At 45.4% G+C, this 25,326-nt stretch carries 21 protein-coding genes and 1 riboswitch; of the genes, 7 read left to right on the top strand and 14 right to left on the bottom strand.

All coding sequences use genetic code 11. The features are described 5' to 3' along the window. Positions 1–52: 52 nt before the first annotated feature. Positions 53–1,237: a mandelate racemase/muconate lactonizing enzyme family protein gene (locus AWH61_RS00585; RefSeq protein ID WP_014975676.1), complete on the top strand. Its 1,185-nt coding sequence runs from the start codon at positions 53–55 to the stop codon at positions 1,235–1,237. 70 nt (positions 1,238–1,307) lie between these two features. Here the strand turns inward: AWH61_RS00585 and AWH61_RS00580 are convergent, their stop codons facing one another. After that, complete coding sequence (locus AWH61_RS00580) at positions 1,308–2,183, bottom strand: amidohydrolase family protein (RefSeq protein ID WP_075175970.1); 876 nt, start codon at positions 2,181–2,183, stop codon at positions 1,308–1,310. Positions 2,184–2,269: 86 nt separating this feature from the next. Next, complete coding sequence (locus tag AWH61_RS00575) at positions 2,270–3,061, bottom strand: SDR family NAD(P)-dependent oxidoreductase (protein ID WP_075175969.1); 792 nt, start codon at positions 3,059–3,061, stop codon at positions 2,270–2,272. 260 nt (positions 3,062–3,321) lie between these two features. Between AWH61_RS00575 and AWH61_RS00570 the strand changes: the two genes are divergently transcribed. Continuing rightward, entirely contained in the window at positions 3,322–5,082 is a 1,761-nt protein-coding gene (locus AWH61_RS00570; protein ID WP_075175968.1) for an acyl-CoA dehydrogenase family protein, read from the top strand. A gap of 94 nt (positions 5,083–5,176) precedes the next feature. Here the strand turns inward: AWH61_RS00570 and AWH61_RS00565 are convergent, their stop codons facing one another. Next, positions 5,177–5,722, bottom strand: a complete 546-nt coding sequence (locus AWH61_RS00565; protein WP_014978309.1) for a DUF3016 domain-containing protein — start codon at positions 5,720–5,722, stop codon at positions 5,177–5,179. 123 nt (positions 5,723–5,845) lie between these two features. Further along, positions 5,846–6,217: a hypothetical protein gene (locus AWH61_RS00560; RefSeq protein WP_014948251.1), complete on the bottom strand. Its 372-nt coding sequence runs from the start codon at positions 6,215–6,217 to the stop codon at positions 5,846–5,848. A gap of 480 nt (positions 6,218–6,697) precedes the next feature. Between AWH61_RS00560 and ccoG the strand changes: the two genes are divergently transcribed. The 5 genes from ccoG (at position 6,698) to AWH61_RS00530 (ending at position 13,108) form a co-directional block, all read left to right on the top strand. Beyond that, on the top strand, positions 6,698–8,128 hold the full coding sequence (gene ccoG, locus AWH61_RS00555) for a cytochrome c oxidase accessory protein CcoG (RefSeq protein ID WP_075175967.1): 1,431 nt from the start codon (positions 6,698–6,700) through the stop codon (positions 8,126–8,128). Next, positions 8,125–9,108 carry a serine/threonine protein kinase gene (locus tag AWH61_RS00550; protein WP_075175966.1) on the top strand — a complete coding sequence of 328 codons (984 nt, stop codon included), beginning with the start codon at positions 8,125–8,127 and terminating at the stop codon, positions 9,106–9,108. Before ccoG ends, AWH61_RS00550 begins: the two co-directional genes overlap by 4 nt. A gap of 119 nt (positions 9,109–9,227) precedes the next feature. Continuing rightward, positions 9,228–9,479: riboswitch (cobalamin riboswitch) on the top strand. An 89-nt stretch (positions 9,480–9,568) separates the two neighbouring features. Then, complete coding sequence (locus tag AWH61_RS00545; protein ID WP_249922580.1) at positions 9,569–11,491, top strand: TonB-dependent receptor plug domain-containing protein; 1,923 nt, start codon at positions 9,569–9,571, stop codon at positions 11,489–11,491. A 308-nt stretch (positions 11,492–11,799) separates the two neighbouring features. Further along, positions 11,800–12,432 carry a thiol:disulfide interchange protein DsbA/DsbL gene (locus AWH61_RS00535; protein WP_014948248.1) on the top strand — a complete coding sequence of 211 codons (633 nt, stop codon included), beginning with the start codon at positions 11,800–11,802 and terminating at the stop codon, positions 12,430–12,432. A gap of 85 nt (positions 12,433–12,517) precedes the next feature. Then, positions 12,518–13,108, top strand: a complete 591-nt coding sequence (locus AWH61_RS00530; protein ID WP_075175963.1) for an HD domain-containing protein — start codon at positions 12,518–12,520, stop codon at positions 13,106–13,108. A gap of 58 nt (positions 13,109–13,166) precedes the next feature. Here AWH61_RS00530 and AWH61_RS00525 read toward each other — a convergent pair whose 3' ends face one another. The 10 genes from AWH61_RS00525 to cobA all read right to left on the bottom strand — a co-directional run bounded on the left by AWH61_RS00525 (position 13,167) and on the right by cobA (position 25,319). Then, entirely contained in the window at positions 13,167–14,387 is a 1,221-nt protein-coding gene (locus tag AWH61_RS00525; RefSeq protein WP_075175962.1) for an alginate export family protein, read from the bottom strand. A 129-nt stretch (positions 14,388–14,516) separates the two neighbouring features. Beyond that, on the bottom strand, positions 14,517–15,419 hold the full coding sequence (locus tag AWH61_RS00520; RefSeq protein ID WP_014975666.1) for an ABC transporter ATP-binding protein: 903 nt from the start codon (positions 15,417–15,419) through the stop codon (positions 14,517–14,519). Between the two features lie 16 nt (positions 15,420–15,435). Beyond that, on the bottom strand, positions 15,436–16,431 hold the full coding sequence (locus AWH61_RS00515; RefSeq protein WP_039224486.1) for an ABC transporter permease: 996 nt from the start codon (positions 16,429–16,431) through the stop codon (positions 15,436–15,438). A gap of 88 nt (positions 16,432–16,519) precedes the next feature. Next, a complete protein-coding gene (locus AWH61_RS00510) occupies positions 16,520–17,929 on the bottom strand; it encodes a CmpA/NrtA family ABC transporter substrate-binding protein (protein ID WP_014948243.1) in 1,410 nt (469 codons plus the stop codon). A 571-nt stretch (positions 17,930–18,500) separates the two neighbouring features. Next, positions 18,501–19,817, bottom strand: a complete 1,317-nt coding sequence (locus AWH61_RS00505) for a methyl-accepting chemotaxis protein (protein ID WP_075175961.1) — start codon at positions 19,815–19,817, stop codon at positions 18,501–18,503. A 284-nt stretch (positions 19,818–20,101) separates the two neighbouring features. Continuing rightward, on the bottom strand, positions 20,102–21,700 hold the full coding sequence (locus AWH61_RS00500) for a GGDEF domain-containing protein (RefSeq protein ID WP_014948241.1): 1,599 nt from the start codon (positions 21,698–21,700) through the stop codon (positions 20,102–20,104). A gap of 4 nt (positions 21,701–21,704) precedes the next feature. Further along, the gene (locus tag AWH61_RS20205; protein WP_249922579.1) at positions 21,705–22,523 is read right to left on the bottom strand and encodes a bifunctional metallophosphatase/5'-nucleotidase; all 819 of its coding nucleotides are present in this window, start codon (positions 22,521–22,523) and stop codon (positions 21,705–21,707) included. Between the two features lie 69 nt (positions 22,524–22,592). Then, positions 22,593–23,222 carry a metallophosphoesterase family protein gene (locus AWH61_RS20200; protein WP_249922578.1) on the bottom strand — a complete coding sequence of 210 codons (630 nt, stop codon included), beginning with the start codon at positions 23,220–23,222 and terminating at the stop codon, positions 22,593–22,595. Positions 23,223–23,365: 143 nt separating this feature from the next. Continuing rightward, a complete protein-coding gene (locus AWH61_RS00490) occupies positions 23,366–24,352 on the bottom strand; it encodes a glycosyl transferase family protein (protein WP_075175960.1) in 987 nt (328 codons plus the stop codon). Further along, a complete protein-coding gene (gene cobA, locus AWH61_RS00485; protein WP_075175959.1) occupies positions 24,336–25,319 on the bottom strand; it encodes a uroporphyrinogen-III C-methyltransferase in 984 nt (327 codons plus the stop codon). The genes AWH61_RS00490 and cobA overlap by 17 nt, the downstream gene beginning before the upstream one ends. Between the last annotated feature and the right edge of the window lie 7 nt (positions 25,320–25,326).

Genomic DNA, 25,326 nt, shown 5'->3' with positions numbered 1-25,326 from the left:
AGCTTAGCCAGCTAAACGCCAACTTATTTCAAACAGGAATTGTTTATACATTATGAAAGTCACCAAAGTAGAAATTTTTGATATCGAATGCCCTAAGCGCCCTCAGTGGAACCCGGTTTTCGTTCGCGTTTACACCGACGAAGGTATTACCGGTGTGGGCGAAGCCGGACTGGCTTATGATTGGGGTCACAGCGCCGCTGCACACATGATTAAAGAAATTGCCGAAGCCATGCTGATTGGCTTTAATCCTTTTCACACTGAACTGCTGTGGTCGAGAATGCTGCGCGAGGGCTTTTGGGGATTAGGCGGCGGCCCGGTTATTTATGCTGCGATGAGCGCCATTGATACTGCACTTTGGGACATTAAAGGCAAAGCGCTTGGCTTGCCGGTTTACGAATTACTGGGTGGCAAAACTAATGGCAAGCTCCGTAGCTACGCTAGCCAGCTACAGTTTGATTGGGACAAAGAAGTGACCAAGCTTAACGACCCCGCTGACTATGCTCGCGCCACTGAAAAAGCACTTAAAGATGGTTACGATGCGGTTAAAGTTGACCCCATCGTTTACGATAAAGACGGCAACACCCATTTCGACAGAACCAAACTATTCACTAAGCCCGAGCTTAAACTTTTCAAAGCCCGTCTTCAGGCGATTAGAGACACAATGGGCGAAGATGGCGACATCATCTTTGAATGTCACAGCTTATTAGGTGCATCAACGGCTATCCAGCTGGGTGACATCGTTGAAGAAATTGGCTGTCTATATTACGAAGAGCCAGTGAATTACCTTAACTCGAAGCTTCACGACAAAGTAGCGAAGAACGTGAATGTGCCTATTGCGGGCGGTGAGCGCTTGTACCACCGCTGGGATGTACGCCCTTACCTTGAAGACCAATCTATTGATGTACTTCAGCCTGACGTTGGTCTTTGTGGTGGTTTCACCGAAGCGAAAAAGGTGTGTGACTATGCCGACATTTACGATGTACGTATTCAGGCTCACGTTTGCGGAGGCCCTGTAGCGACAGCGGCAAGCCTACATTTAGAAACGGCCATTCCAAACTTCTTAATTCACGAGCACCATACCTACGCTATTAAAGACTGGAACCGTGAACTTTGCATTCAAGATCCTCAGCCAGTAAACGGCTTCATTGAAGCGCCTGACACACCGGGAATTGGTATCGATCTTAACGATGAGGTGGTTTATCGCTCGCCGCACATGACGGTAACTGCGCTTAAATAAAGCTAAAATCCAACGGGTTTATTGAAGGCAATAAACCCTAGGCTAGTTCAGCAGCTTAAGTAAGCTAGCTTTATGCGATGTCGTACCATCGCTTCGCATTTTCGTACAGCAGTGCCGCTTTTTGAGTTATAGAAAGCGGCGTTGTCATATCAATGAATCCATGCCAAAGCGCGGCATACGGCATTCGCCACTGACACAGCGGGAAGTTGCTGGCAAACATCATGTGATCTGTGCCAACGGTGTCCAGCAAGGTTTCAAAAATATAAGACGCACGCTGCCACAGCCAACGGCGATCTTGCATTTCTAATCCTGAGAACTTAAACACAACTTGCTGCGTTTCATTCAAGTCGCGAATATTCTGCCGCCATGTTTTAAACGCAAAGCTATTTACATCAATCGGCGCTATTGCGGCATGGTTTATAGCCACTTTTAGCGAGGGCGTTTGTTCTAGTACCGTTAGCAGCGCATGCACAGCATTGCTATCTGTAAGATTTAACTGCGCTTCAAAAGACAAGCCTTGCGACGCCATATGATGAAGCCCCCATTTAACTTTAGGGGTGCGTAAAAGTACTTTAGCATCGTCATCTAATATGTGACGAAGCCCACGTATTGAGTGGTACCGCTTTAGCTTATCGATATGACTGCCGACATTATTTCCCGTTAAATCGATACACCCAACTGAACGGAATGGCATCGTACAATGACGCTCCAAGAACGCAATTTCACGCCAGGGTCTTTCGTTATCGTAACCCGCTTCAATGTGAACAAAACCGCCTAACTGCCCTAACGACGCGCGATAGAGCATGTGCTCTGTAGTATGTTTTGCAATCGCTTTTTTATCTGGCCAAAAAGGGACATTGGCTGGTTTCAGCCAATTATAGTGCCCTTCGTTTAAGGCAAAGAAGTGAATATGAGGGTCTATCCAAGTGATTGAAGGCTTGCTCATTTTTGTTTATAAAACCTTGGTTTATGCTATTGCTGATAAGGCATTTCGCGTTGCTTTTCTATTTAGCCCTATCTATTGTGCTCTTTCTATTGTGCTGTGTAGCCCCCATCCACCGCATACAAGCTACCCGTGATGAACGACGCTTTGTTGCTGCATAGGAAATAAGTCAATTCAGCTACGTCTTCGGGCTGGCCCAAACGTCCGATAGGTTGTGCAGCGGCTTCTTCAGCTACCACTTCATTTTTATCTGCCCCAGAACGTGCCACATAATTATCAATGGCGTTATGAAATAGAGGGGTTTCGATAGTACCCGGGCAGACCGCGTTAACGCGGATATTATAGGGTGCGTAGTCAAGCGCGGTGGTTTTCGCCATAGACGCCAATGCACCTTTGCTGACACCGTAGGCGAACGAATTGCGCTTTCCAATAAAGGACTGATCTGAGCCCATCACCACAATCGCGCCGCTGCCCTGCTCTTTCATGGTTGGCAGGCAAGACTTAATCGCGCCATACGCCCCTTTTACGTTCAAGTTTAGTACCTTATCAAGCAGCGCTTCATCAGTGTCTTCAATCGTTGCTGAAACATGTATACCGGCATTACACACTAAAGCATCTATTCTTTGATATGAGGCTACAACCTCATTAATCGCAGCCTCAATATTTTTTACCACACTCACATCGCAAGGCTTCCAGACGGCATTATCAATGGTTTCTTCAAAGTCTCTGATATCAAGATTAACCACTTGGTAGCCGTTTTGACTGAACAGCTTGCAAACCGCAAAACCAATGCCCAAGCTTCCGCCCGTTACAATGCAAACTGGACGCTGCGCTTTGTCACTTGTGACCCCGTCGTTATTATTTAAGCTATCTGAATTCATGTTGTTAGGTACCGCGCTATAAAAGCGTTAGTTTATGCGTTAACTCATTTAGGGCTAAGCATGCCAGTGAGAATTTGAATTGCAAGGAACTTGCTTCACACTCACACGCTTTTTAGCTAATAGCTCACCTTTCCCAGCCAGTTACAGTGAATACATCATCCAAATTTATTATTAACTTTCCTTTAACGGACTATTCGGACTACGCTTTTTGTGACTATAATAGACAAAATTAAAACACTTGTTTGAAAAAGGAGTCATCCATGCCTCTGTACCACGCCCCTACGACTGATTTTCAGTTCTTGTTAAAAGACTGGCTTGGACTTGATGCTCACTACGAAAAGCTCGGTATCAGCGACTTTGATAGCGAACTTGCCAACGAAATTATTGCACAGGGTGCAAAGTTTGCTTTGGATGTGGTTGCCCCTCTTAACCGTGAAGGCGATGAAGAAGGCTGTACGCTAAAAGACGGCAAAATTACCACGCCTAAAGGCTTCGCTGATGCCTATCAGGAATATGTTGCTAACGGCTGGAATGCAATGCTAGGTACTGCCGAGTACGACGGGCAAGACTTGCCGTACACCATGGCTGTGCCTGTTCACGAAATGCTAAACGCGGCGAACTTAAGCTGGCGTTTAACCACCATGCTTACTGAAAGCGCAACACTTGCGGTTACTAAGCACGCCAGTAAAGAATTAAAAGATATCTACCTTGCTAAGCTAATCAGCGGTGAGTGGACAGGTACCATGAACCTGACCGAACCTCACGCAGGAACAGATTTGAGCTTGCTTAGTACCAAAGCTGAGCCACAAGGCGACGGCAGCTATAAAGTCACCGGTAATAAGATTTTTATTACCGCAGGCGATCATGATTGGAGCTCGAACGTTATTCACCTTGTTCTAGCTCGTCTGCCTGATGCTCCCAAAGGCGTTAAAGGCATCAGCTTATTCTTAGTGCCCAAGTTCCTTCCAGATGCCAGCAATCAGCCTGGCGAGGCGAACAGCTTGTCAGTGGGAAGCATCGAACACAAAATGGGGATCAAAGCGAGCCCGACTTGCGTGATGAATTTTGACGGTGCAACGGGTTACCTTGTTGGTGAAGAAAACCAAGGCCTAGCATGTATGTTCACCATGATGAACGATGCACGCTTCCAAGTAGGTCTGCAAGGTTTAGGGGCGGCAGAAGCCTCTTACCAAGGCGCGCTGACCTATGCCCGCGAACGCGTTCAGTCTCGCGCACCTCAGGGAATTCAAAATCCAGAAGGCAAAGCAGACCCGATCGTCTTTCAACCTGACGTAGCGCGTATGTTACTTACGCAGAAATCACTGATTGAAGGCTGCCGTGCACTTTCACTTTTCTATGCCAAGTTTATGGACGTTGAGAAGCTTGGTGAAGGTCAAGAAAAAGAAGATGCCGACAAGATACTTCAGTTTTTAACTCCAATCTGCAAAGCTTTTATGACGGATATGGGCCTTGAGACCACCAGCCTAGGTGTACAAGTATTTGGTGGTCACGGCTTTATTCGTGAATGGGGTATGGAACAACTTATGCGCGACGTGCGCATTGCTATGTTATATGAAGGCACCAACGGTATTCAGGCGCTAGACCTTATTGGTCGTAAGCTTACCCGAGATGGCGGTCAAATGATGGAAGCGACCTATAATGCGTTTAACGCTTTAGTTAGCGACATTCAAGACAGTGAAGCGAAGGGTCTGGCTCAAGGAATTCTTGATGACTGGCGTGCATCTTCAGCCGATTGCTTAGGTATGGATGCCACCACCGCTGCAGCTGCTGCTTGTGATTACTTGGCATACAGCGCCTATTCATTGATTGGTGTACTGTGGTACAGCATGGCCGACAAAGCGCAGGCATCAGGTAATGCGGTACTTGCAGCGTCTAAGATGAAGACACGTGACTTCTACATGGAACGTATATTAGTACGTCGCGATGCGCACAAAGCCGCTTATAAAGCTGGCCCTGAAAGCACCCTTGCAATATCAGGTAATGAGTTTGATTATCTGTAATTAGCGCATGCTTTACGCCCATAACATATGGGCTTAAAAACTAAAAAAGGTCACATATAGTGACCTTTTTAAGTTTAATAGTTATCACGCGGTACTAGTTGTTTGCCGCTACCTGTGTCGAAAACGTGTCTGCAAACCAATCATTCAACATGGCTTTTTCGTAGGTTAACGACTCGGTTCTATTGCGGCGGATTGTCGATTCCATAAAGTCCATGTCTTTGAGTTTTACATCTTCGCCGCTTAAAATGACTTGTCCTTCGGCATTGGTCAAAGAATAACTAAACGCCATTCTTGGAATATCGATGCGCTTAATAATGCGAACGTCACTCCCACCACCTGTGCCAAACCCGACAAACTGACTAGGCCATACTTGCCCCGCTAAGTCCACATTAGTCACGGTCATAGACAGCACTTGAGATTCAGGTAAATCACTAGCTAACTCAACAATGTGCTGTTCCAAATCTTCTAATGTTCGTTCGCGAAACCGTTTGCGCGACTCATTAGTTGGCTTAACATCGCTATATGTTTCAGGTTCTTCCCAAGTAATCTTTACTTCTGCCGCCTGGGTGGGAGCGAAAACAGCAAGAAGTCCAACCGCAGTGGCACAACCTAAATAAGAAAAAGTACGTAATTTATTCACTTTTATGCTCCTAAATTCAGTCGTTTAAACTATGAGTTAGCAAGACATTTAGAGAAAGCTTAGCATGCAGCAATTGTCGGCTTTTATATCAGCTTTACATTTAACCAGCCTTGTTAAAATTGGCTAGTCTCGCTTTGCTACTTGCATAACTGACGACTGTTTAATGATTAGGCATAGTTGAACGCGTTTAGTTCCCGTAAAGTTGGGGTTTATATCGTCCTTTTCACAATAGGTGTGATAAAAACGTTTAACGCTTGCGCTATCAGCGGTGATTTGCTGAACATATGTTTGCTGGTAAGGCTTTAAGGGACTCAGCTGGATATTAATTTTATCTTGTAAACTACGCAGTTCTTCTCGCTCCGGTAAGGTGGCAATTGAAACTAGCCATTCAGAAAGCGAGTTCTGGATATCTTCAAAGAGATACTGAACAAAAGGAGACCGCAGCACAATTACCAAAACAATAATTTCAGCAGCGATGATAAAGAACCTTAACATGACTTCTCAGCTAACTTTGACAGACGTTTACTACAAATAGCGCCAATTTTTTAGCACCTTTCTCACTATGTGCTCAACTACACTTTGCCAATTTACACTTTCACAATGCTCACTGTACACGATTCAAACGGTAATTGACCACATTATTATCGACGATAATAGGGTCATATCGGTTTACCTGTAAATACAGCAAACTATACTCATGTATAGTAGGTAAAGCCTAATCGTCGATGTTGGGCATCAAATGGCATCTGGCCGTTATATTAATCCTCATTATTCACGTAGCTGTATTTAACTATTTACAAAGTTACATAGACTGAGGAAATCAAAACAAAAAACGACTTACGTTCTGAAGTTTCAGTATTGACTGAAACTTTAAAAAGATACACCATACGCCGCATTATTGATCTACATTAAATATGACGTTTTGAACGCAGTTATACTGCACAGGCAGTTCGTTACGTCACATAAGGTTAAGCTATGAATGAACAAATACCGGTAAAGACCGTTACACCGGTAAAAGTACATAAACCCAAAGGTGGACCTGAGGGTAAACGCCACGACTCTCGTAGCCGTATTTATGTGCGGGCTGTACAAGGCCCTCTGGAGACGTTTAGACGCATGTTTGGCCTTTTCTTTTTGGGCCTCTTTGCCATCATTCCATGGATTCAGTACAACGGGCATCAAGCCGTGCTACTCGATATTGGTGAGCAGCGATTTACTATATTCTCTCTAACCTTATGGCCTCAAGATCTCACTTTACTGGCCTATATATTTATTGTTTCCGCCTTTGCGCTGTTCTTCGTCACCACTTTCGCTGGTCGAGTGTGGTGTGGATTTATGTGTCCTCAAACAACGTGGGTATACATTTATACGTGGTTCGAAGAGAAATTCGAAGGCCCGCGCAACAAGCGTATAGCGCTAGATGCACGCAAAATGGATGCAGATAAATTTTTGCGTAAAACAGCTAAGCACACCGCTTGGGTATTGGTAGCGCTGTTAACGGCTTTAACCTTCGTTGGCTACTTTACGCCAATTGATGAACTGTTTATCGATTTTGTAACATTTAACACCAGCTTCTGGGCAGGTTTATCGGTTATTTTCTTTGCCGTATGTACGTACGGAAACGCTGGCTACATGCGCGAAATCATGTGCACGCACATTTGCCCGTATGCGCGTTTTCAGTCTGCCATGTTCGACAAAGACACGTTTACTGTATCGTACGATGCAAAGCGTGGAGAGCAACGCGGCCCGCGACCACGCAAACTTAGTCACGAGCAAGTAAAAGAAAAAGGGTTAGGCGACTGTATAGACTGCAACCTGTGTGTTCAGGTATGCCCAACCGGTATCGATATTCGAAATGGCTTACAATACGAATGCATCAACTGCGGCGCCTGTGTTGATGCGTGTAACGGTGTTATGGATAAAATGGGTTATCCTAAAGGCCTGATAAGCTTTACCTCTGAAGAAGAACTAGCTGGCGGTAAGACTCATATTTTACGTCCAAAGTTAATTGGTTACTTTGTAGTTTTAGTGGTGATGATAGGCTTGCTGTTTGCCAATATTTGGATGCGCAGCCCCACCGAAGTTGACATTATCCGCGACAGAAACTCGCTATACCGCGAAACGAATGAAGGGCTAATTGAGAACGTTTATACAATAAAAGTACTTAACAAAACTCAGCAAACCCAAACCTACTCTATTGCTGTAAAAGGTTTGTCTGACTACAAGTACATTGGTGAGCAAACTGTAACAGTTGAAGGCGGTGCGGTGTATAGCACGCCAATTTCAGTTGCAACTGACGCCTATAATCTGGAAGATACGGTTACCGATATTTTTATCAGTGTAACCACCACAATTGATGGGGAAACGGTTACCGTTGATGAACCAACTAAATTCCTTTATCGATGACAGATTTTTCTTTCTCTGGGCTTAGCCCAGACACCATATTAGATGCCCTGGAAAGCCAGGGCATTTTTCTTCAAAGCGGCCTACTAGCGCTTAACAGCTATGAAAACCGCGTATACCAATTTTTGGCTGAAGATGGCCAGCGCTACGTTGCGAAATTCTATCGTCCCGGCCGATGGACAGATGCGCAAATTCTTGAAGAGCACGAGTTTGCCGCTGAACTTATTGAAAGTGAAATCCCGTTGGCCGCGCCTATGGCTCTAAACGGCAGCACATTGCATCATCACACGGTGGCAGAAACTGACTATCGATTTGCGCTATTTCCTTCAGTAGGCGGCAGACAATTCGAGAATGACAACCTTGACCAGCTTGAATGGATGGGGCGTTTCATTGGTCGTATCCACCGCGTTGCCTCAGCGAAAGGGTTTACTCATCGCCCTTCAATTGATATTGAAAGCTACCTGAATGAGCCCAAGCAGGTTCTATTGCAAAGTACGCTGCTGCCTGAGCATCTAAAAACGGCGTTCTTCGCCATACTCGAGCCTGTAATAGAGGCAACTAAAAAAGCTTACAGCCCAACATCAAGCATTCGTCTTCACGGTGACTGCCACCCCGGCAATATACTGTGGCGCGATGGCCCTACCTTCGTTGATTTAGATGATTGCCGCATGGGCCCTGCTATCCAAGATTTGTGGATGATGCTAAGCGGCGACCGCCAACAACAACTATTGCAGCTCGATACTTTGGTTGAAGCATACGAGGAGTTTCACCCGTTTGACACTGCACAGTTGCCACTTATTGAGCCCCTGCGCGCTATGCGAATGGTGCATTACATGGCATGGCTTTCACGACGCTGGGAAGACCCTGCTTTTCCGCGGGCATTTCCTTGGTTTGCTGAAGACAAATACTGGGAAGGCCAAATACTTGCTCTGAAAGAACAGCTATCGGCCCTTCAAGAGCCTCCACTGAAATTAGGATATTGAGCCAGCCCCTTTACTGCTGAAAAAACGCTTTTTCGATGACCGTTGCCGATAATCTTATGGCGGTTACGAAAAAGCGTAAGGTATAAGAAACCGTATTCGCTATCACTTTTTAACTTAGATATAATCGACAGTGTGTAGGTGCTCTTGTCTAGCTCCATATTAACTACGGCGACAAGGGTTAAACGGGAAATCAGTGAAAAACTGATGCTGCCCCCGCAACGGTAAACTCAACGCGTTGTCGTTTTCTTTTCATACGCCACTGTCTTTTATGCGTTACGTATTAAACGCCATTAGATGGGAAGGCAAAAGAGCTATTACATTTTTAGTAATGGTGAGTAAGCCCGGATACCGGCCTGTACTTCATGGTGTCGTTTGCTTGCTCACATCCATAATTAAGCAATGCGTGCACTTTCCCTAATCATGTGCTCGGGTGGAGCGCATCAAAGACAACATAAAAACCATGCGTACACATTTTACTAAAGCAGCCCTTAGCGCTGCAGTTATTTCGTGCTTAAGCACACCTGCCTTTGCTCAAACTTCTGACCAAGATATTGAAACTTTAACAGTAACAGGCACGCGTTTGCCTATTTCGTTAACCAAACTTCCTGGTTCAGTATCGGTGCTAACTGAAAGCGACATTAAAGCTTCGGGCGCACTTCAACTTACCGATCTAATTCGCGGCCTACCTGGCGTTAGCTTGTCTCAGTCAGGCAGTCCTGGTGGCTTAACAGAGCTGCGCGTGCGCGGCGGTGAAACCAACCATCTACTTGTTTTAATTGATGGCGTTGTTGCCAACGACGTAGGCCAAGGAAGTCTGGTTGACCTTGCTCACTTAACTAGCGCAAACGTGGTGCGCATAGAACTTCTTCGAGGCCCGCAGAGCGCAAGATGGGGCAGCGGCGCTATCGGTGGTGTATTGAGCATTACTACGAAATCAGGCCAGTTTGCCGATAATGCGTCACACGTAGACTTCTCTGCTGGCGTTGGCACACAAGGTACGTTGCAGGGCAGCATGAACGCGCGCTCGCAAAGCGATAACGTAGGTATTTCTGCATACGCCAGCTACATACGTACCGACGGTGACAACGTATCTCGTGTTGGTAACGAAGATGATGGCTACGACAACATGACCGCTGGCATTAATATTAATTATGCCGCAACGTCGGAGCATACGTTAATAGCTAACCTTCGCACGGTTCAGTACGAGAATGATTACGACGGCACTGATTTTGTGACGACAGGCCTTCCTGCTGACTCAGATAACGTGACGGATGGTTCACAAATTAGTGCGAAATTAAGATGGGAATTTGCTCCGGAAAATACAGGTTATCGCTCAGCGCTAAGTGCGCATTATCGCAAAGACGATAACGATAACACTGAGTCAGGTGCAGACACTGGCGGTACCACTGGTGAGCGCATAGAGTTAAACTGGACAGGTTTCTATACCATGGATAACTGGGATTTTGCTGGCGGTATTGAATACCTACAGCGCCTTTTTACCCAGCGCGGCCCAATTGCATTTGGCGATCCGAACCAGAAGCAGCATGACAATACTTATAGCGTATTTGCCGAGACAAATGGTCAGCTAACCGAGTCGCTAACCGCAACACTAAGCGCACGATTCGACAACAATAGTGAGTTCGACAATGCCGTAAGTTATCGCGGTGGCCTTACCTGGCAGCTTAACGATTACTACGCTGTTTTTACCAGCTATGGTAAAGCTGTTAAAACACCCACCTTCACCGAGCGCTTTGGCTACTTCCCAGCAAGCTTCATCGGCAACCCAAACTTAGAACCTGAAACCAGTGAAGAATGGGAAATAGGCGTTAAGGCAAACTGGAAATCACTGTCTGCACAAATCAGCGCATACACTACCGACCTTGAAGATGAAATCAATGGCTTCGTATTTGTGTCAGATTTGGGTGCATATAGTGCAGATAATATCGACGGTGAAAGCTCGCGAGAAGGTATTGATCTAGAACTTAACTGGGACAGTGGCTATGGTGATTTTACCGCAGCGTATAGTTATCTAGATGCGGAACAAACCGACAATGGTATAACAACCACTGAACTGCGTCGTGCCCGTCACCAAGGCTCATTAACCTACAACACTGACTTTGGAACGGAGAAGTTCAGCTTCTACACCAAGCTAGCTTACACAGGGAGTCATTACGACACCTTCTTCCCTCCTTTCCCTGAACCGTCTCAGACTCTGGCGCTGTCAGCCTATACGCTTGCAACCGTTAATTTAGGCTATCAAATAGATAAGCAGTGGCAGGTCTCGTTGAAGGTCGACAATGTATTTGATACTGATTATGAAGACATTGTAGGTTATGCTGGCCAAGAGCGTCGCGCTCTACTTTCAGTTAACTACAGCATGTAAGTGATGAAACGTTAATGAACCTTCTGTTGAGCGTTGCTTAAAGGCAAAACTCAACGTGAAATCAACAAACAATAAAGGGCTATACATGGTTATAGCCCTTTTTCTTTGAGTTTCTGTTAGGGCCTGATGATTCAGACTCTGTTCATCATGCGTATATAAAATACTGCATTTACCTAAACCTTGAATCGCGTTTTTTAGTGAGCTTGTCGCGTAGTAAAGCATTGAAGTAGAACAGGTCCTAGTTAAGCGAACAAGCCTGTGATAATCTCGGTATCGATAATAGTTTTTTGAACATAGGATTATATTCCATGAAAAAGTTTGCAGTAATGTTTGTCATGGCAATGCTTTTGCCACTAACAGCATGCGCTCAGGAGCCAGCGTCTAAATGGAAAGAAGGTACGCACTATACTGTGCTTGATAAAGAAGCCACAGATAAGCCTGTTATTACTGAGTACTTCTCATTTTGGTGCCCTCACTGCTTCCAGTTCGAACCTATCGTTGCGCAAATTAAAGAAAAGAAAAGCGACGGCACGAAATTCAATAAGGTGCACGTAAACTTTATGCGTTTTACTGGACCTGAAGTTCAAGACGATGCAACTAAAGCCATGCTAATTGCGCGCGCTATGAAGCAAGAAGACGCGATGAACGGCGCTATTTTTAACTATATCCACAAGCAACGTGCATCTATCACTGGCTTGAAAGACCTTCGCAATATCTTCGTTGTAAACGGTGTAGACGGTGAAGAGTTTGACAAAATGGCTAAAAGCTTCGGCGTAAATAGCATGGTGCGCAAGAATCAACAGCAAATTGACGAGTATCGTGAGCACCTAACTGGTGTGCCAAGCTTTATTATCAACGGTAAATATCAGCCTACATTCACTGCTGACATGACCTTCGACGACATCGCTGACCTAATCGTGTGGCTATCTGAGCAAAAATAATTTGGTTAATAACCAATACACTCGTTAGACCTTGAATAATTAAATGGGCGCTCAGGCGCCCATTTTTACGCCTTGGAGCATCCCAATGTATGCAGTAAGTGACTTTGCTGACTTTATCTGTGAACTTGACCAGCTAAAAGCAGTTAAGCGCCAGATCACCCTCCCCTGTGATAACTATCGACAGGAAAACTCCGCAGAGCACAGCTGGCATGTTGCATTAATGGCAAATATGCTAAGCGAATATGCGGCTAAACCCATAGATGTGACCCGCGTTATTCGCATGATCCTTATTCACGATATTGTGGAAATTGATGCTGGCGACATGTTTGCTTTCAATCATCAAACAGATCACGACGCACAAGCCGAGAAAGAAGTAGCTGCCGCTAAGCGCATTTTTGGTTTATTGCCGAGTCCACTTAGTAGTGAAATGCTCGATTTATGGCTTGAGTTTGAAGCAGCGGAAACCGCCGATGCAGAATTTGCAAAATCAATGGACCGCGTTCTTCCCGTATTTCAAAATATGAAAGACAACGGAGGAAGCTGGAAGCGTCACGGTATTGCAAGGGAGAAAATTGAGAAGCGTAATGCTCACCTTAAATCTTGCGCACCGGCTTTATGGGACTACGTTTTGCAGCAGCTTGATGTGGCCGTTGAAAAAGGCTGGCTAAGTCAGTAACGACTCAGCCAGACCTGTAGTATTAATTACAACATAACGTTGTAATAGTGTATTGCAATTAGAAGCGTGTACCAATCCACATCCAGAAGCGATTGGTATCCACCTTTATATCTCCCGCATCGTAAGTACCGTACTTAATGCCAAAATTGTACTTACCTGCAAACTTCTTCGTATACTGTACATTAATTTCGCTGCCTAAGTCGTCAGCACCGTTACTGCTGTCGTCAGCGCTGAAATCGTGGTAAGCCAAAAGCCATTTACCACCGGCTAGCCCACCTGATAGAGATAACTTAAGATCTTTTAAGCCCTGTGCTGGCGTGCCCAAGAACTGATCAGTCCAACCGTTGAATTTGTGCAGCGTAGCTAGCGGCGTTGCAAACCCGTACAACCCATCGTCAGAACCTAGTATTTCGTAATCGACCTTAGCCGTCACGCCAGAAAACGTGGCTGCGACATACGCATTTAAATAAGAGGCGTCAAAGTCGGTGGCCGTTTCGCCCGCGCCAGCTTCGCTTGATTGCGTGGCAAACTCACCACCGTAAGCCCAACTCACGCTCTCACCTTTCATCTTTCCATCGTAGCTCACGCCATACGTGTCCAACGCGTTATCCGTGTCGTTGTCCATTTCTAAAAGGTAAGCGTAGGCCACAAACTTGCCAATTTTAGATGTATAAGTCGCATGAAGAATATGATCTTTAGAATCTAAATCTGCCGCCTCAGCAAAAATGCGGTTGCGTTTGTAAAGATAGCTATAGAATAGTTCTAGATTGTCTGTTGCCGCATATTTAGCGCTTACGGCATCAAAGGTCTGGCGGTCTTGTCGCCAGCCAACGTGGCCAACAAATCGATGGTCATCCAACGTAATTACTTGTCGCCCTACTCTGGCGGTAAAGTTATCCGCCTTATACTGAATAAAAGCTTGATCAACTTCGGTAGTTTCAGGGTCGGCAATGACCGAATACTCACCTACGTTAAAGCCAGTAGGCCCCACAGTAAACTCATCTTGCCCAAGTACAATACGACTGTCTTCAACCTCAGCGGTAAATGAGAAACCATTAACGCTACCCGAACTAAACCCTAGACGCGTACGCAAAGTCAGTGCACTTGCGTCTTCTAACGCATTGTCTTGATCAACAGCTTCGTAGCGTAAATTCAGATCCGCCCATGCCTTTGAATCGCTTAATGCGCTGTGAATGTCAGCGGCCATTACGCTTCCACCCAATACTGTCAAAACAGATGCTGTTAGCATCTTAATGCCAAAGTTTTTTAACGTGTTCATGTGTATTCCCTATCGGTATCGATTTTTATTAGTCAACACTTACCCAGCCAGCAGTAGAATGCTGGTTAAAAGTGATGGTTTTGGTTAGTTGGCGGAAAAGGCTTCCGCCCTAGTCAGGTGCCGATAAAGCTAGGCGGCATCTGACTTCTTAGCGTCTTTTTTTTCAGATGACACCCCGCTGGGTTTTGCTAGCTGTTGTGAATGTTTGTTAGTTGTAGGCGCTTGGTTGGCGCGTGACGAAACGGTTTCAACCTTCTTTTGTTTGTCGTAAAGGAAAGTTAAGACTTCATGTCTGTAGTGGTTGTACTGCTTGTTATCTGCAAGTGCTAATCTATCTCGCGGACGCGGCAACTCAATATCTAGAATTTCGCCAATGGTGGCTGCCGGGCCGTTATTCATCATAACAATACGGTCTGATAGCAATACCGCTTCATCCACATCATGAGTAATCATGATAACCGTGTTACCCAAATCAGCATGAATTTCCATTAGCGAGTCTTGAAGATGAGCGCGAGTTAGGGCGTCTAGCGCACCGAACGGTTCATCCATTAGCAGCACTTTTGGCTCCATTGCCAACGCTCGTGCAATGCCCACTCGCTGTTTCATACCACCTGATATTTCACTGGGTAATTTATCAAGGGCGTGGGTCATGTGCACAAGCTCTAGGTTGTGCATGATCCAGTCACGCATCTCGTTTTTACTCTTGCCTCGCATGGTCGATTTTACGGCCAGCTCAACATTCTTGTATACCGTAAGCCAAGGTAATAAAGAATGGTTTTGAAAGACTACTGCGCGTTCAGGTCCAGGCTGCTTCACTTCTGCGCCATCTAAAATTACGCCGCCGGTAGTAGCTTGGTGCAAACCTGCGACGATATTCAGCACCGTTGATTTACCGCAGCCCGAATGGCCAATTAACGACACAAATTCACCTTTGCTGATTTTAAGATTTACATCTTGAAGCGCAGTAAATGGCCCCTTCGGTGTGGGGAAGTCGATACCCACCTGCTCTAACTCTAAGTGTTTAGTGTGCATAAAATTCTCCTCAAAATTAGCGTAGTACGCTCGACTTGTCCCAGCTTACAGCGCGCTGAATCGATAACATTAGGCGGTCTAGTACAAAGCCAATAGCGCCAATGGTGAGCACTGCTACCATGATTCTCGCTAGCGACTCCGAACTTCCGTTTTGGAATTCATCCCACACAAACTTTCCTAGGCCCGGGTTTTGGGCAAGCATTTCTGCCGCAATCAGTACCATCCAGCCAATACCAAGCGACAATCTAAGTCCTGTAAAAATCATGGGGATAGAAGATGGAAGTACTATTTTGGTGAGATGAGCAAACGGCGTAAGGCGCAATACCTTGCTTACGTTGATTAGGTCCTTATCAATATTTGATACGCCTACTGCGGTGTTAATAAGGGTTGGCCATAAACAACAAAGCGAAACCGTAAAAGCAGAGGTCACGAATGATTTAGAAAAGGCCGGCTCATCGCTGACATAAAGGGCACTTACCACCATAGTCACCAGCGGCAGCCATGCCAATGGAGACACTGGCTTAAATAACTGGATAAGTGGATTTATTGCGGTGTAAGCAGATTTACTTAGACCACATAGTATACCCACGGGAACCGCCACGACTGATGCAATTAAGAATCCAACCATGACGGTGTAAAGGCTTGTCCATATCTGATCAAAAAACGTTGGCGCACCGGTGAATTCTCTAATTTTTGGCTGATAAGTAGGGTCCTGCGCTACACGCGCTGCATTTCTTGCTTCTTGACGTTGATAGAAAGCGTCTGCTTTTTCGCGCTGTGCAATATGCTCGTCAATTAACGCACCGGCCTGCTCAAAAACTTGTGCGGGCCCTGGGAACTGCCCCAGCGACGTGTCGATACTTTTTGCTACACCATTCCAAATGGCCAAAAACATCAGCAAGCCAATAACAGGCAGCAGCAACGCAGGCGTGGATTGATATAAACGGCTCAACAAAGAGTTGGCGTTTGACGGTGACGATGGAAGGCGAAGAATGGTTGTCATCTTGCTCATTGCTTGCTCCTGACACTTGATGTGCGCTTTTGCGCTGTTTATGCCCCGCCCTAGTTAGAACTGAAGGCAGGGCCATTAAATCAGACACTTACAGTACAGTGTCACCCTTCAGACCAATCTTAAATTGCTCTAAGTAAGCGTTAGGCTTGCTTCCGTCAAACGTCACGCCATCAATGAATTCGCTCTGAGGCGGCTTGTAGCCCGTTTCCGTCCCAAACTCTGGAAAGTCAGACGCCTTAGCTTTACCTTCGGCAATCAACGCTTTAGCAGCCTGAGCATAAACCTCTGGTTTATAAACTTTTTTGGCTGTCTCTTTATACCAATCGTCAGACTTAGCCTCTGAAATTTGACCCCAGCGGCGCATTTGTGTGAGGTACCAAATAGCATCACTGTAGTATGGGTAAGTGGCGTTGTAGCGGAAGAACACATTAAAATCAGGCACGTCGCGCTTGTCACCTTTCTCGTATTCGAAAGTGCCTGTCATGCTGTTAGCCAGTACGTCTTCATCTGCACCTACGTAGTTACTTTTAGCAAGAATCTTTACCGCTTCAGGACGGTTAGCATTGTCGTTTTCATCCAGCCACATTGCCGCTCGAATTAGGGCTTTAACCACGCGAATGTGCGTATTTGGGTATTTGTCAGCCCAGCCCTGGCTTACGCCGAACACTTTTTCAGGGTTATTTTTCCAAATTTCGTAGTCGGTGATCACAGGTACACCAATACCTTTAAACACAGCCTGTTGATTCCATGGCTCGCCTACGCAGTAGCCATAGATGGTGCCGGCTTCCATCGTCGCTGGCATTTGCGGTGGGGGAGTGACTGACAACAGTGCCTGAGCGTCAATTTGGCCCGCGGTATCGCCTTTATGCGGCGCATAATATCCAGGGTGAATTCCACCTGCCGCAAGCCAATAGCGTAACTCGTAGTTGTGTGTAGAAACTGGAAATACCATTCCCATGTTGAACGGCTTTCCAGCGTTGCGGTATTCATCAACCACTGGCTTTAAATAATCAGCTTTAATAGGATGAACTGGCTTGCCATTTTCCTGTGGAATATGGGCCTTCATTTTGTCCCAAATTTCATTAGAAACGGTAATTCCATTACCATTGAGGTCCATACTGAACGCTGTTACCACATGCGATTCCGTGCCGAAGCCAATGGTTGCACCAAGGGGCTGGCCAGCCAGCATATGAGCGCCATCTAATTGGCCGTCGATTACGCGATCAAGCAGCACTTTCCAGTTAGCTTGTGCTTCCAATGTAACGTAGAGGCCCTCATCTTCAAAAAAGCCTTTTTCGTACGCCACAGCAAGCGGTGCCATATCAGTGAGCTTGATAAAACCAAACTTAAGTTCTTCCTTCTCAGGCCAGCCTACCGCTGGCGCTTGTGCTGCCACACTCGCAGAAAAACTTGCTACAGAGACGGCAAGTGCTGCACATACTCCAGCACTCGCCGTTCGAAAGCGTTTTAGCAGTGATGTTGTCTTTAACCCAGTCATACGTGTTCCTCGTAGCCAAAAAAAAACCCACCAGCGTACGACGTTTAACCGTCGAGCATGGTGGGCTTCGTTGCCGTGTTTGTAATATCGGAGTTCTTACAAACGCATCAAGTTGTTAATGGTAAGTCAGGAATTCCCGCTCACACACCTCATCTTTAAGGGAGGTTTATTAAAAGCTTTAGCTTATAAAACCATCTTTATTTTTTATTATTATGCACTTGCCATAAATGCCGGAGATGATGATGCTTCCTTACCGTTCTCCGCTGAATCCTATTTGTTTACCCTATGGTAAGTGTTGTGCACTCCACTCTGCCATCGCATTTGTGTTTGCACCCGTTGCTTTGTACAGCAACGTTGTTGTTGCACGGATTAATTAGCACCCATCGTGCCAGAAATGTAAGCCATTAAAATTTATGAACATTTACACTATTGAGGTAAGAGAAAAGTGAGAATGAATTCGTTTTGGTGCACCAAAACAGGGGGGGTGTTCAACCTTGGTGCGCGAAAGCAGATACCAAGGTTGAACAAATATGGCCAATGACTAAAGCTGTCTGATTGTGTCGCTAATTTTCTAGAGGCGTTTAGTAAATTGCCCGATAGCGTTTACCACTTCATTGGCACCGCTTTGGATTTCGCTCATTGCTTTGCCTGACTGCGTTGAATACTCTAAGGCTTCGCGCGCTTTTTCCTGACCCGCTTCAATTAACTGAACTGCATTTTCTGTTAACTTTCTGTTTTCTACGACAACGTTTACGATTTCTTCAGTTGCGCTACTGGTTCGCGACGCTAGCTGCCTGACTTCATCGGCTACTACCGCGAAACCACGCCCTTGATCGCCTGCACGTGCAGCTTCAATAGCAGCGTTAAGCGCCAATAAATTAGTTTGGTCGGCAATTCCGCTAATACTTTTAACCAAGTCCGCAACTTTTTGGGATTGCTCATCAAGGTCCTTAATACCTTCACTCGCATTACCCATCTGTTTCGTTAATTCGTTCATCGCCTTAACCGTAGAATCGAGCACTTGGTTTCCCTTACGTGCTTGCTCTCCAGTTTCTTGCGAAATATTGAATGCAACGTTGGCGGCTTCAGAAATGGCAAACTCCCGCTTCATTTGCTCTGTAATTACCGTTGCAAATTTCACTACTTTATAAAGCTGACCATCTTCGTTTCTGATGGGGTTATATGACGCTTCTAGCCACACTTCATTCCCTCGGCTATCAATGCGTTTGTAGCGTCCAGATTCTAACTGTCCTTGCGCTAGCCCACGCCAAAACTGTTTGTATTCTTCCGAGTTCGCCTCTTGCTCTGTGCAAAAGATCCTATGATGCTTTCCAACTATTTGCTCCAGCTTGTAGCCCGTGCCTTTCAAAAAGTTTTCGTTGGCTTTTATGATGGTGCCATCAAGGTTGAACTCAATAACAGCAGAAGAGCGATGAAGCGCGGCAATCATATCTCTAAGCTCATTACTGTAAGAAATATTGCGCGTTTGCTCTGCCATATAGAAAGAAATACACTTCACATTTCCATAGGCGTCATCTATGGGCTGTATGATTCCTCTTACCCAAATCTCATGGCCTTTTGCATTATTGAAGCTAACTGCGCCATGCCAATGACGATGATTTTTAACAGCGCCTAGCATATCTTGAACGTCCGATTTCTTAAGCGATTTCGGGTCCATTAGGCTTTCAAGGGACTTCCCTTCTAGCTCTGAAATCTTAAATCCTGTTGCTTGAGTACATAGATCATTAATTGCACGTATACGTCCATCTGCATTCAACTCAATGTACAACATTTCTTCACGAAGCTCTTCCTTAACCGTTTGATATGCCGCCAGTTCCTTTTCCAAACGTTGGTTTTCGGCTATCAACTCTTTATTTTTGAAAAACATCCTGCGCTCCTAATGAACTTCGTTTCACGCATTATTTATCAGCCGACTTAGCTCATAACGAAGCCACCCTGACAAAATAGGCACTGGCGTATCACACTGAAATACGGTTAGTTGTCTGAAACGATAAGCTAGTTTTTGTTGGTTTTGATTAAAGATAGCAGAGGAAATGAAGTTTATTGATGTTTCACACAAATAAAACTGAAGTTTTTTTGTTCAATAAAGATTAGAGATAGCCCAGTTTGGGGATTGACATAAACCCGCCTCTTTTTACTATACAAAAATACTCATGGCAGCGATGAAAACACGCAGCGATTCCGGCCGCCCGTTTTGGCGTCGTACAAAGCTTTATCAGCGGTATTAAGGATCGAAGTTAACGTCCAGTTGTGGTGATTAACGAAATTGACCGTTGCAACGCCCAAACTTGCGGTAATTACGGGTGAAACTGTGCTCTTGCTGTGCTCTATCCCTAATGATTCTATCGCATCTCGAATCTCTTCAGCTTTCACCTTCGCGCCTTTCTCATCGGTATTGGGCAAAATCGCTACGAACTCCTCACCACCGTATCGAGCACAAAAATCAGTGTTACGGGTAATGACTTCATTAAGCCCAATAGCGACGGCTTTCAGGCATTCATCCCCTTTAGGGTGACCATAATTGTCATTGTAAAGTTTGAAACTATCGACATCCAAGATAACTACCGTCAACGGCCAGTCATACCGTTTTGACATCGCTATTACCTTTTCCATTTCCATTTCAAATGCCCGTCGGTTTGGGATGTTAGTCAGCGGATCGCTAAGTGACAAACGAATCAATTCGGTTTCTTGGCTCTTTACTCTCTCAAAATACAGTGCGAAGGTTTTAGCCAGGCGAGATATCTCGTCACTGCCTTCGAAGCTTGCTACTTCTTCACTATTTTTTTCAACCAAGTTGGTTAAAGCAATTAAACGCAGAATAATACGTTTGTAGATATAGAAGATGATGGCGCAACAAATAATCATCACAATTAATGAAAGTGCCAATGACAGGGTTATTTGTTTGGACACAGCCTGGTTGGCAGACAATGCGTAAAATGAGGTGTCTTTTGTGATTGAAGATGCTCTAAACTCAATATTTGACGCGACTTCTTCAGCCAAGTGCTCAACAAAACTGCCTCGCCCTCTTGAACGTCCACGAATGCGCATGACATTGGCTTGTTTATCAATCATGCCCCATTTACCTAATACCCCCTCCTCTAGCGCACTTACCAGTTCGCTGCTGCGCTTGTCGAGCGTTGTCGCCTCACGCAAGGAAGCGATGCTTTCTTCAATATTGTCCTCTAACTTGCGTAACTCATGCAGTTGGAACTGCTGATTTATTTGGGCAATTTGTAATATCAGAGGAACCAGCGTTTGAGAAGATTGAATACCCACATACTGCGATTTATTGTCTTCAAAAATATTGTTCAAGTAAGTAAATAGTACTTCCCTTTCCACCCGCACTTCTTTTTCGACATCAATCCGCTGACGCACTAATGCGTTTAGTTCTTCTATTTCTAGTGTAAGTACATTCAGCTGCGTCGCTAAGTACTTGTCTCCTTGCTCAAGCTTCAAATTGGAGGAATCCAGGCGCTCTATCGTTTCATCCAACTGGGTTTTGACGATACGCCGAGACGATTGGCTCTCAGACGATGTTAATCGCGCAGTAAGTGAAATTAAGTGCTGAACTTCACGCGTAATTTCAGTAGCTTGGCTAAGAGTGGGGATAGAAGACGAGGTGATATCGTCAAGTACTTTTCGCACGTCATTTAAACGCAGCAGCGACAAAACCAGTATCAAAAGAAAAAATCCCATCACGCTGCATTGTGCAATGATAAACAGATACAAGGTCTTTTTCTTATGCTGCATCTGATCAACCGCCTTTTGCCATGTTTATTATGCGGTTATCAGTTTTAGGCTTTATATCGTATTGATTGACGATGGCCTGCATCACAAGGTCTGATATTTGAGGGGGTCGTGTACTCAAGGCCGGACGCTTTTCGGTATTCTTTAACGCATAGAAACCGTCTCCCCCATTAGCCAGAAAGTTACTTGTAGCCAGTGAATAGGTTTTCGACTTATCTATTCGCTTTCCATTAATGGTGACATTTTTTACTCGTTGAAGCACTTTCGCTGAAGGGTCGAAACTATAAGACATACCCGATACATGAGGAAAACCACCTTTTAAATTTTGATATTGCGAAAGCCCCTCTTCCAGAGCTTGAATTAACTGAGCGCCAGTTATATCCAAAGCCACAACATGCGCACGAAACGGCATTTCGGTGACAATATCTTGCCGAGTAATTGGTGTACCTGCCGTATATTGTTTGTTGCCTCGGATACTGCCTCCGTTTATCAAGGCAATTTCAGTATTGGCATAGCGTTTAATGGTATCCGCGACAAAGTTTACAAAAGGATTCTCTTCACTTCTCACTTCTTTGCGCGCAGTCGAAACGGCAATCTTCCATTCGCCAATTTGTATATTTAACAACCGCTTTAGGCGCGCTTCATACTCAATGAGTTGCTCGTTTAACTCAGCATCAGCCTCTATATCTTCTAATGGCTGCTCTGTATATGACGTTGCTTGCCACCCAGCATTTTTCACGAAACTAGCAACGACAGCGGTGCCCTGCTGCGTAAGTACCATGCTATTAGGATGACGCGTAGTTTCGAGCAAACTTTTTTCGTCCAAGCGACTGTCTGTTATGAAAGCGACATCAATAATACGTTTGTTCAGCATGGTATTAATAAAAGGGAACGGTTAGGAATAGTGCAGCAAAATAATATCTGCGCCTTGCTGTCGCAATCTTTTAGACTCCTCCATGATGGCTTTTTGAGGAGGCGTTATAGCAATATCAGATAATTGGTACTCTTCTATCACTCTCTCATGTAAAACTGATATAACACCAAGAGTTAATTCTTCTTTTTCTACAATCACAGAAGTGTGCAGGCCATCTGGGGAACGCCCCACCCGGTTGTCTATTACGTTGCTGGCTACCAATGGAAAGGCTGCTTCATAAGAACGAAGAGATAATTCATCCTCATAGAAACTAAATTCTCTCTTCGTGACCCCCATCACATCTGGCTCAAGGGAATTGAGAATATCAATAATGTGGGAGCCACGGTCAAACGAGGATAGCGCGCTCGGCCCAATCGAGCCGCCGCCGAAAATGAAGAAGACAGTTTCACTAATTTGCCGCTGTTGTTTTACGAGGGTTTGAAGATTAGCGTAACGCCCTGTGCGTGCGTCGCTAATATTAGGCATATCTGCGGTTAGTACGAAAGTTACGCTAGAGGTTGTGACCTGTTCTCGATTTTCAGATACAGCATAACCTGCTCGAAATAAGAGCGACAGGCTAGCTAAAAATACGAGCCATTGCGTGATTCGCATAACACCACTTAAGGAAGACTTGTTAATACTATTAACAAGTATAGCAACGATTAAGTCAATGCGACGATTGGCTATTTTTCCTTAAAAAGAAGGGCTTTATATCAAGCAATATAGATAATTGCCCGCTCAGAAAACGCAGGTCCTTAAAATGGCGTTGCGCTTTTATCCCGCTGTGCCCAAAGCTGCCTTGCCTGGGACAGGGCATCTGCGACATCACACTTTTGTAGCAGCACTAAATAGCTGGCAAGTGTGCTCAAAACGGCTTGTTCACCGTAAAGGCTATTCGCGTTACCCGCCCACACATCAAGCATGTCGTTAACGTTCATGTCTTTATCTTTAAGCGCCCATTTGTCAGCAACCACCGGCATTATTACTTCTTCGGTCTCACCATTTCGGGTAATAAATAGCTCAGTTTCCCGCTCACCATTAACTTCAGGATCTCCGCCATCACCACGAAAGCAAAGCGCATCTATAGATGGATAATTTTCATTAACGCGGCAGTGTTTGTGGTCAAGATGCATATGGTAAACGCCCTGTACGCAAAATTGTGCAGCGGTGGGGTTCAACAACCTTGCGAGGGTGTTAGCGCATGAACGCAGGCCAAATACCTCACGAAGCTTAATAATTGTGTCGAGCGCAGGCAGCAAATAAGACAAATCAAGGTAAGTCACCCCTTTATCCGTTAACTGCTGTTTGGCATCTTCAATACTGCTAACTTCAGACAGGCCCAATTGGGGTAACGCTATACTTGCATAAAGGCGTCCCGAACCCGGTTCATGCGCACCGTGGAGCATAACCGAGTAACCATTGTTGGCTAGAACCGCTACGGCCAATAAGTACCACGGTAACTGGCGACGCTTTCCCGCGTAGCAGCCAATATCTAACGTGGGGGCGAGGTTTTTAACTTCTGGTTCTATCAGCTCTCTGCATGCATCGACAAAGCCAATAACTTCTTCTGGTGTTTCTTCACGGGTACGCAGCAACATAAGAAATGCGCCGCGTTGATCGCCTGTCACTTCATTGGCCAATACCATTTTCATGGCATGATAAGCCTCGTCACGGGTAAGGCTACGCCCCCCTTTTTGACCTTTGCCAATAATTTTTATGTATTCACTAAATGGTTGCTGCATGCTTGGATGAATGTAATAGAAGAGTATTTACCTGTTGACGAGACTCTACCACCTTTCCAAATATAAGTAACGTAGGCCCCGTTAAATTTGCTGCTTCTACCTTGCTATGAATATCGGCAAGCACGCCAGTGATCACGCGCTGTTCAGGCGAAGTGGCATTTTCAATTGCCGCTACTGGCCATGTGGTTGGCACGTTGTGATGAATCAAGCCTTTGCATAGCCCTTCAAGTCGGCTTAGCCCCATATAAACCACCATGGTTTGCTTCAATACATTTTGCGCCATGGGTGCCATCTCTGGCCATTGATCCACGTCCTTAAAATGTGCGGTCATAAAACTCACCGACTGAGCACAACGCCTGTCGGTTAAAGGGATCCCCGTATAGGCTGACACACCCGATGCTGCCGTAATACCAGGAACAATAGCAAAAGGAATGTTGGCTTTTGTGAGTGCATCGGTTTCTTCGCAGGTTCTTGCAAATAGCGCTGGGTCACCGCCTTTTAACCGTACGACAGTGTGACCGTTGCTTGCCAATTCAACCACTCGCTTGCATATAGCGTCTTGGGTAAAGCTATGCTTTTTGCAGCGTTTCCCTACATATTCTTTCACCACTTTAGAGGGAATTAGCGCGAGAATATCTTCGCTGACTAAAGCATCGAACAGCACGACATCGGCTTGTTGCAGAAGACGAAACGCTTTTAACGTAAGTAACTCGGCATCACCAGGGCCAGCACCGACGATGAACACCTGCCCTTGTTTATGACCTTCAGTTTGCCTGTTTGCTAACTTCAACCACTTGCCAAAGTATGAATGCTTAGCTGGAGCTTTTGGATTATCGGAGCGCTGGCGCGTCGTCACGGTCGTGACCGAGGTAGAAATAGCATCGCGATAAAAGAGGTTTAACAAAGGTTTCTGCGGTTTAAATAAGGTGCGCAAAAACGGTAACGACCAACTAGATGCAATTGACATGATTTAA

Source organism: Alteromonas sp. W12 (genome assembly GCF_001924945.1).
Classification (GTDB): Bacteria; Pseudomonadota; Gammaproteobacteria; order Enterobacterales; family Alteromonadaceae; genus Alteromonas; species Alteromonas macleodii.
This window is presented reverse-complemented; position numbering and strand designations above follow the sequence as displayed.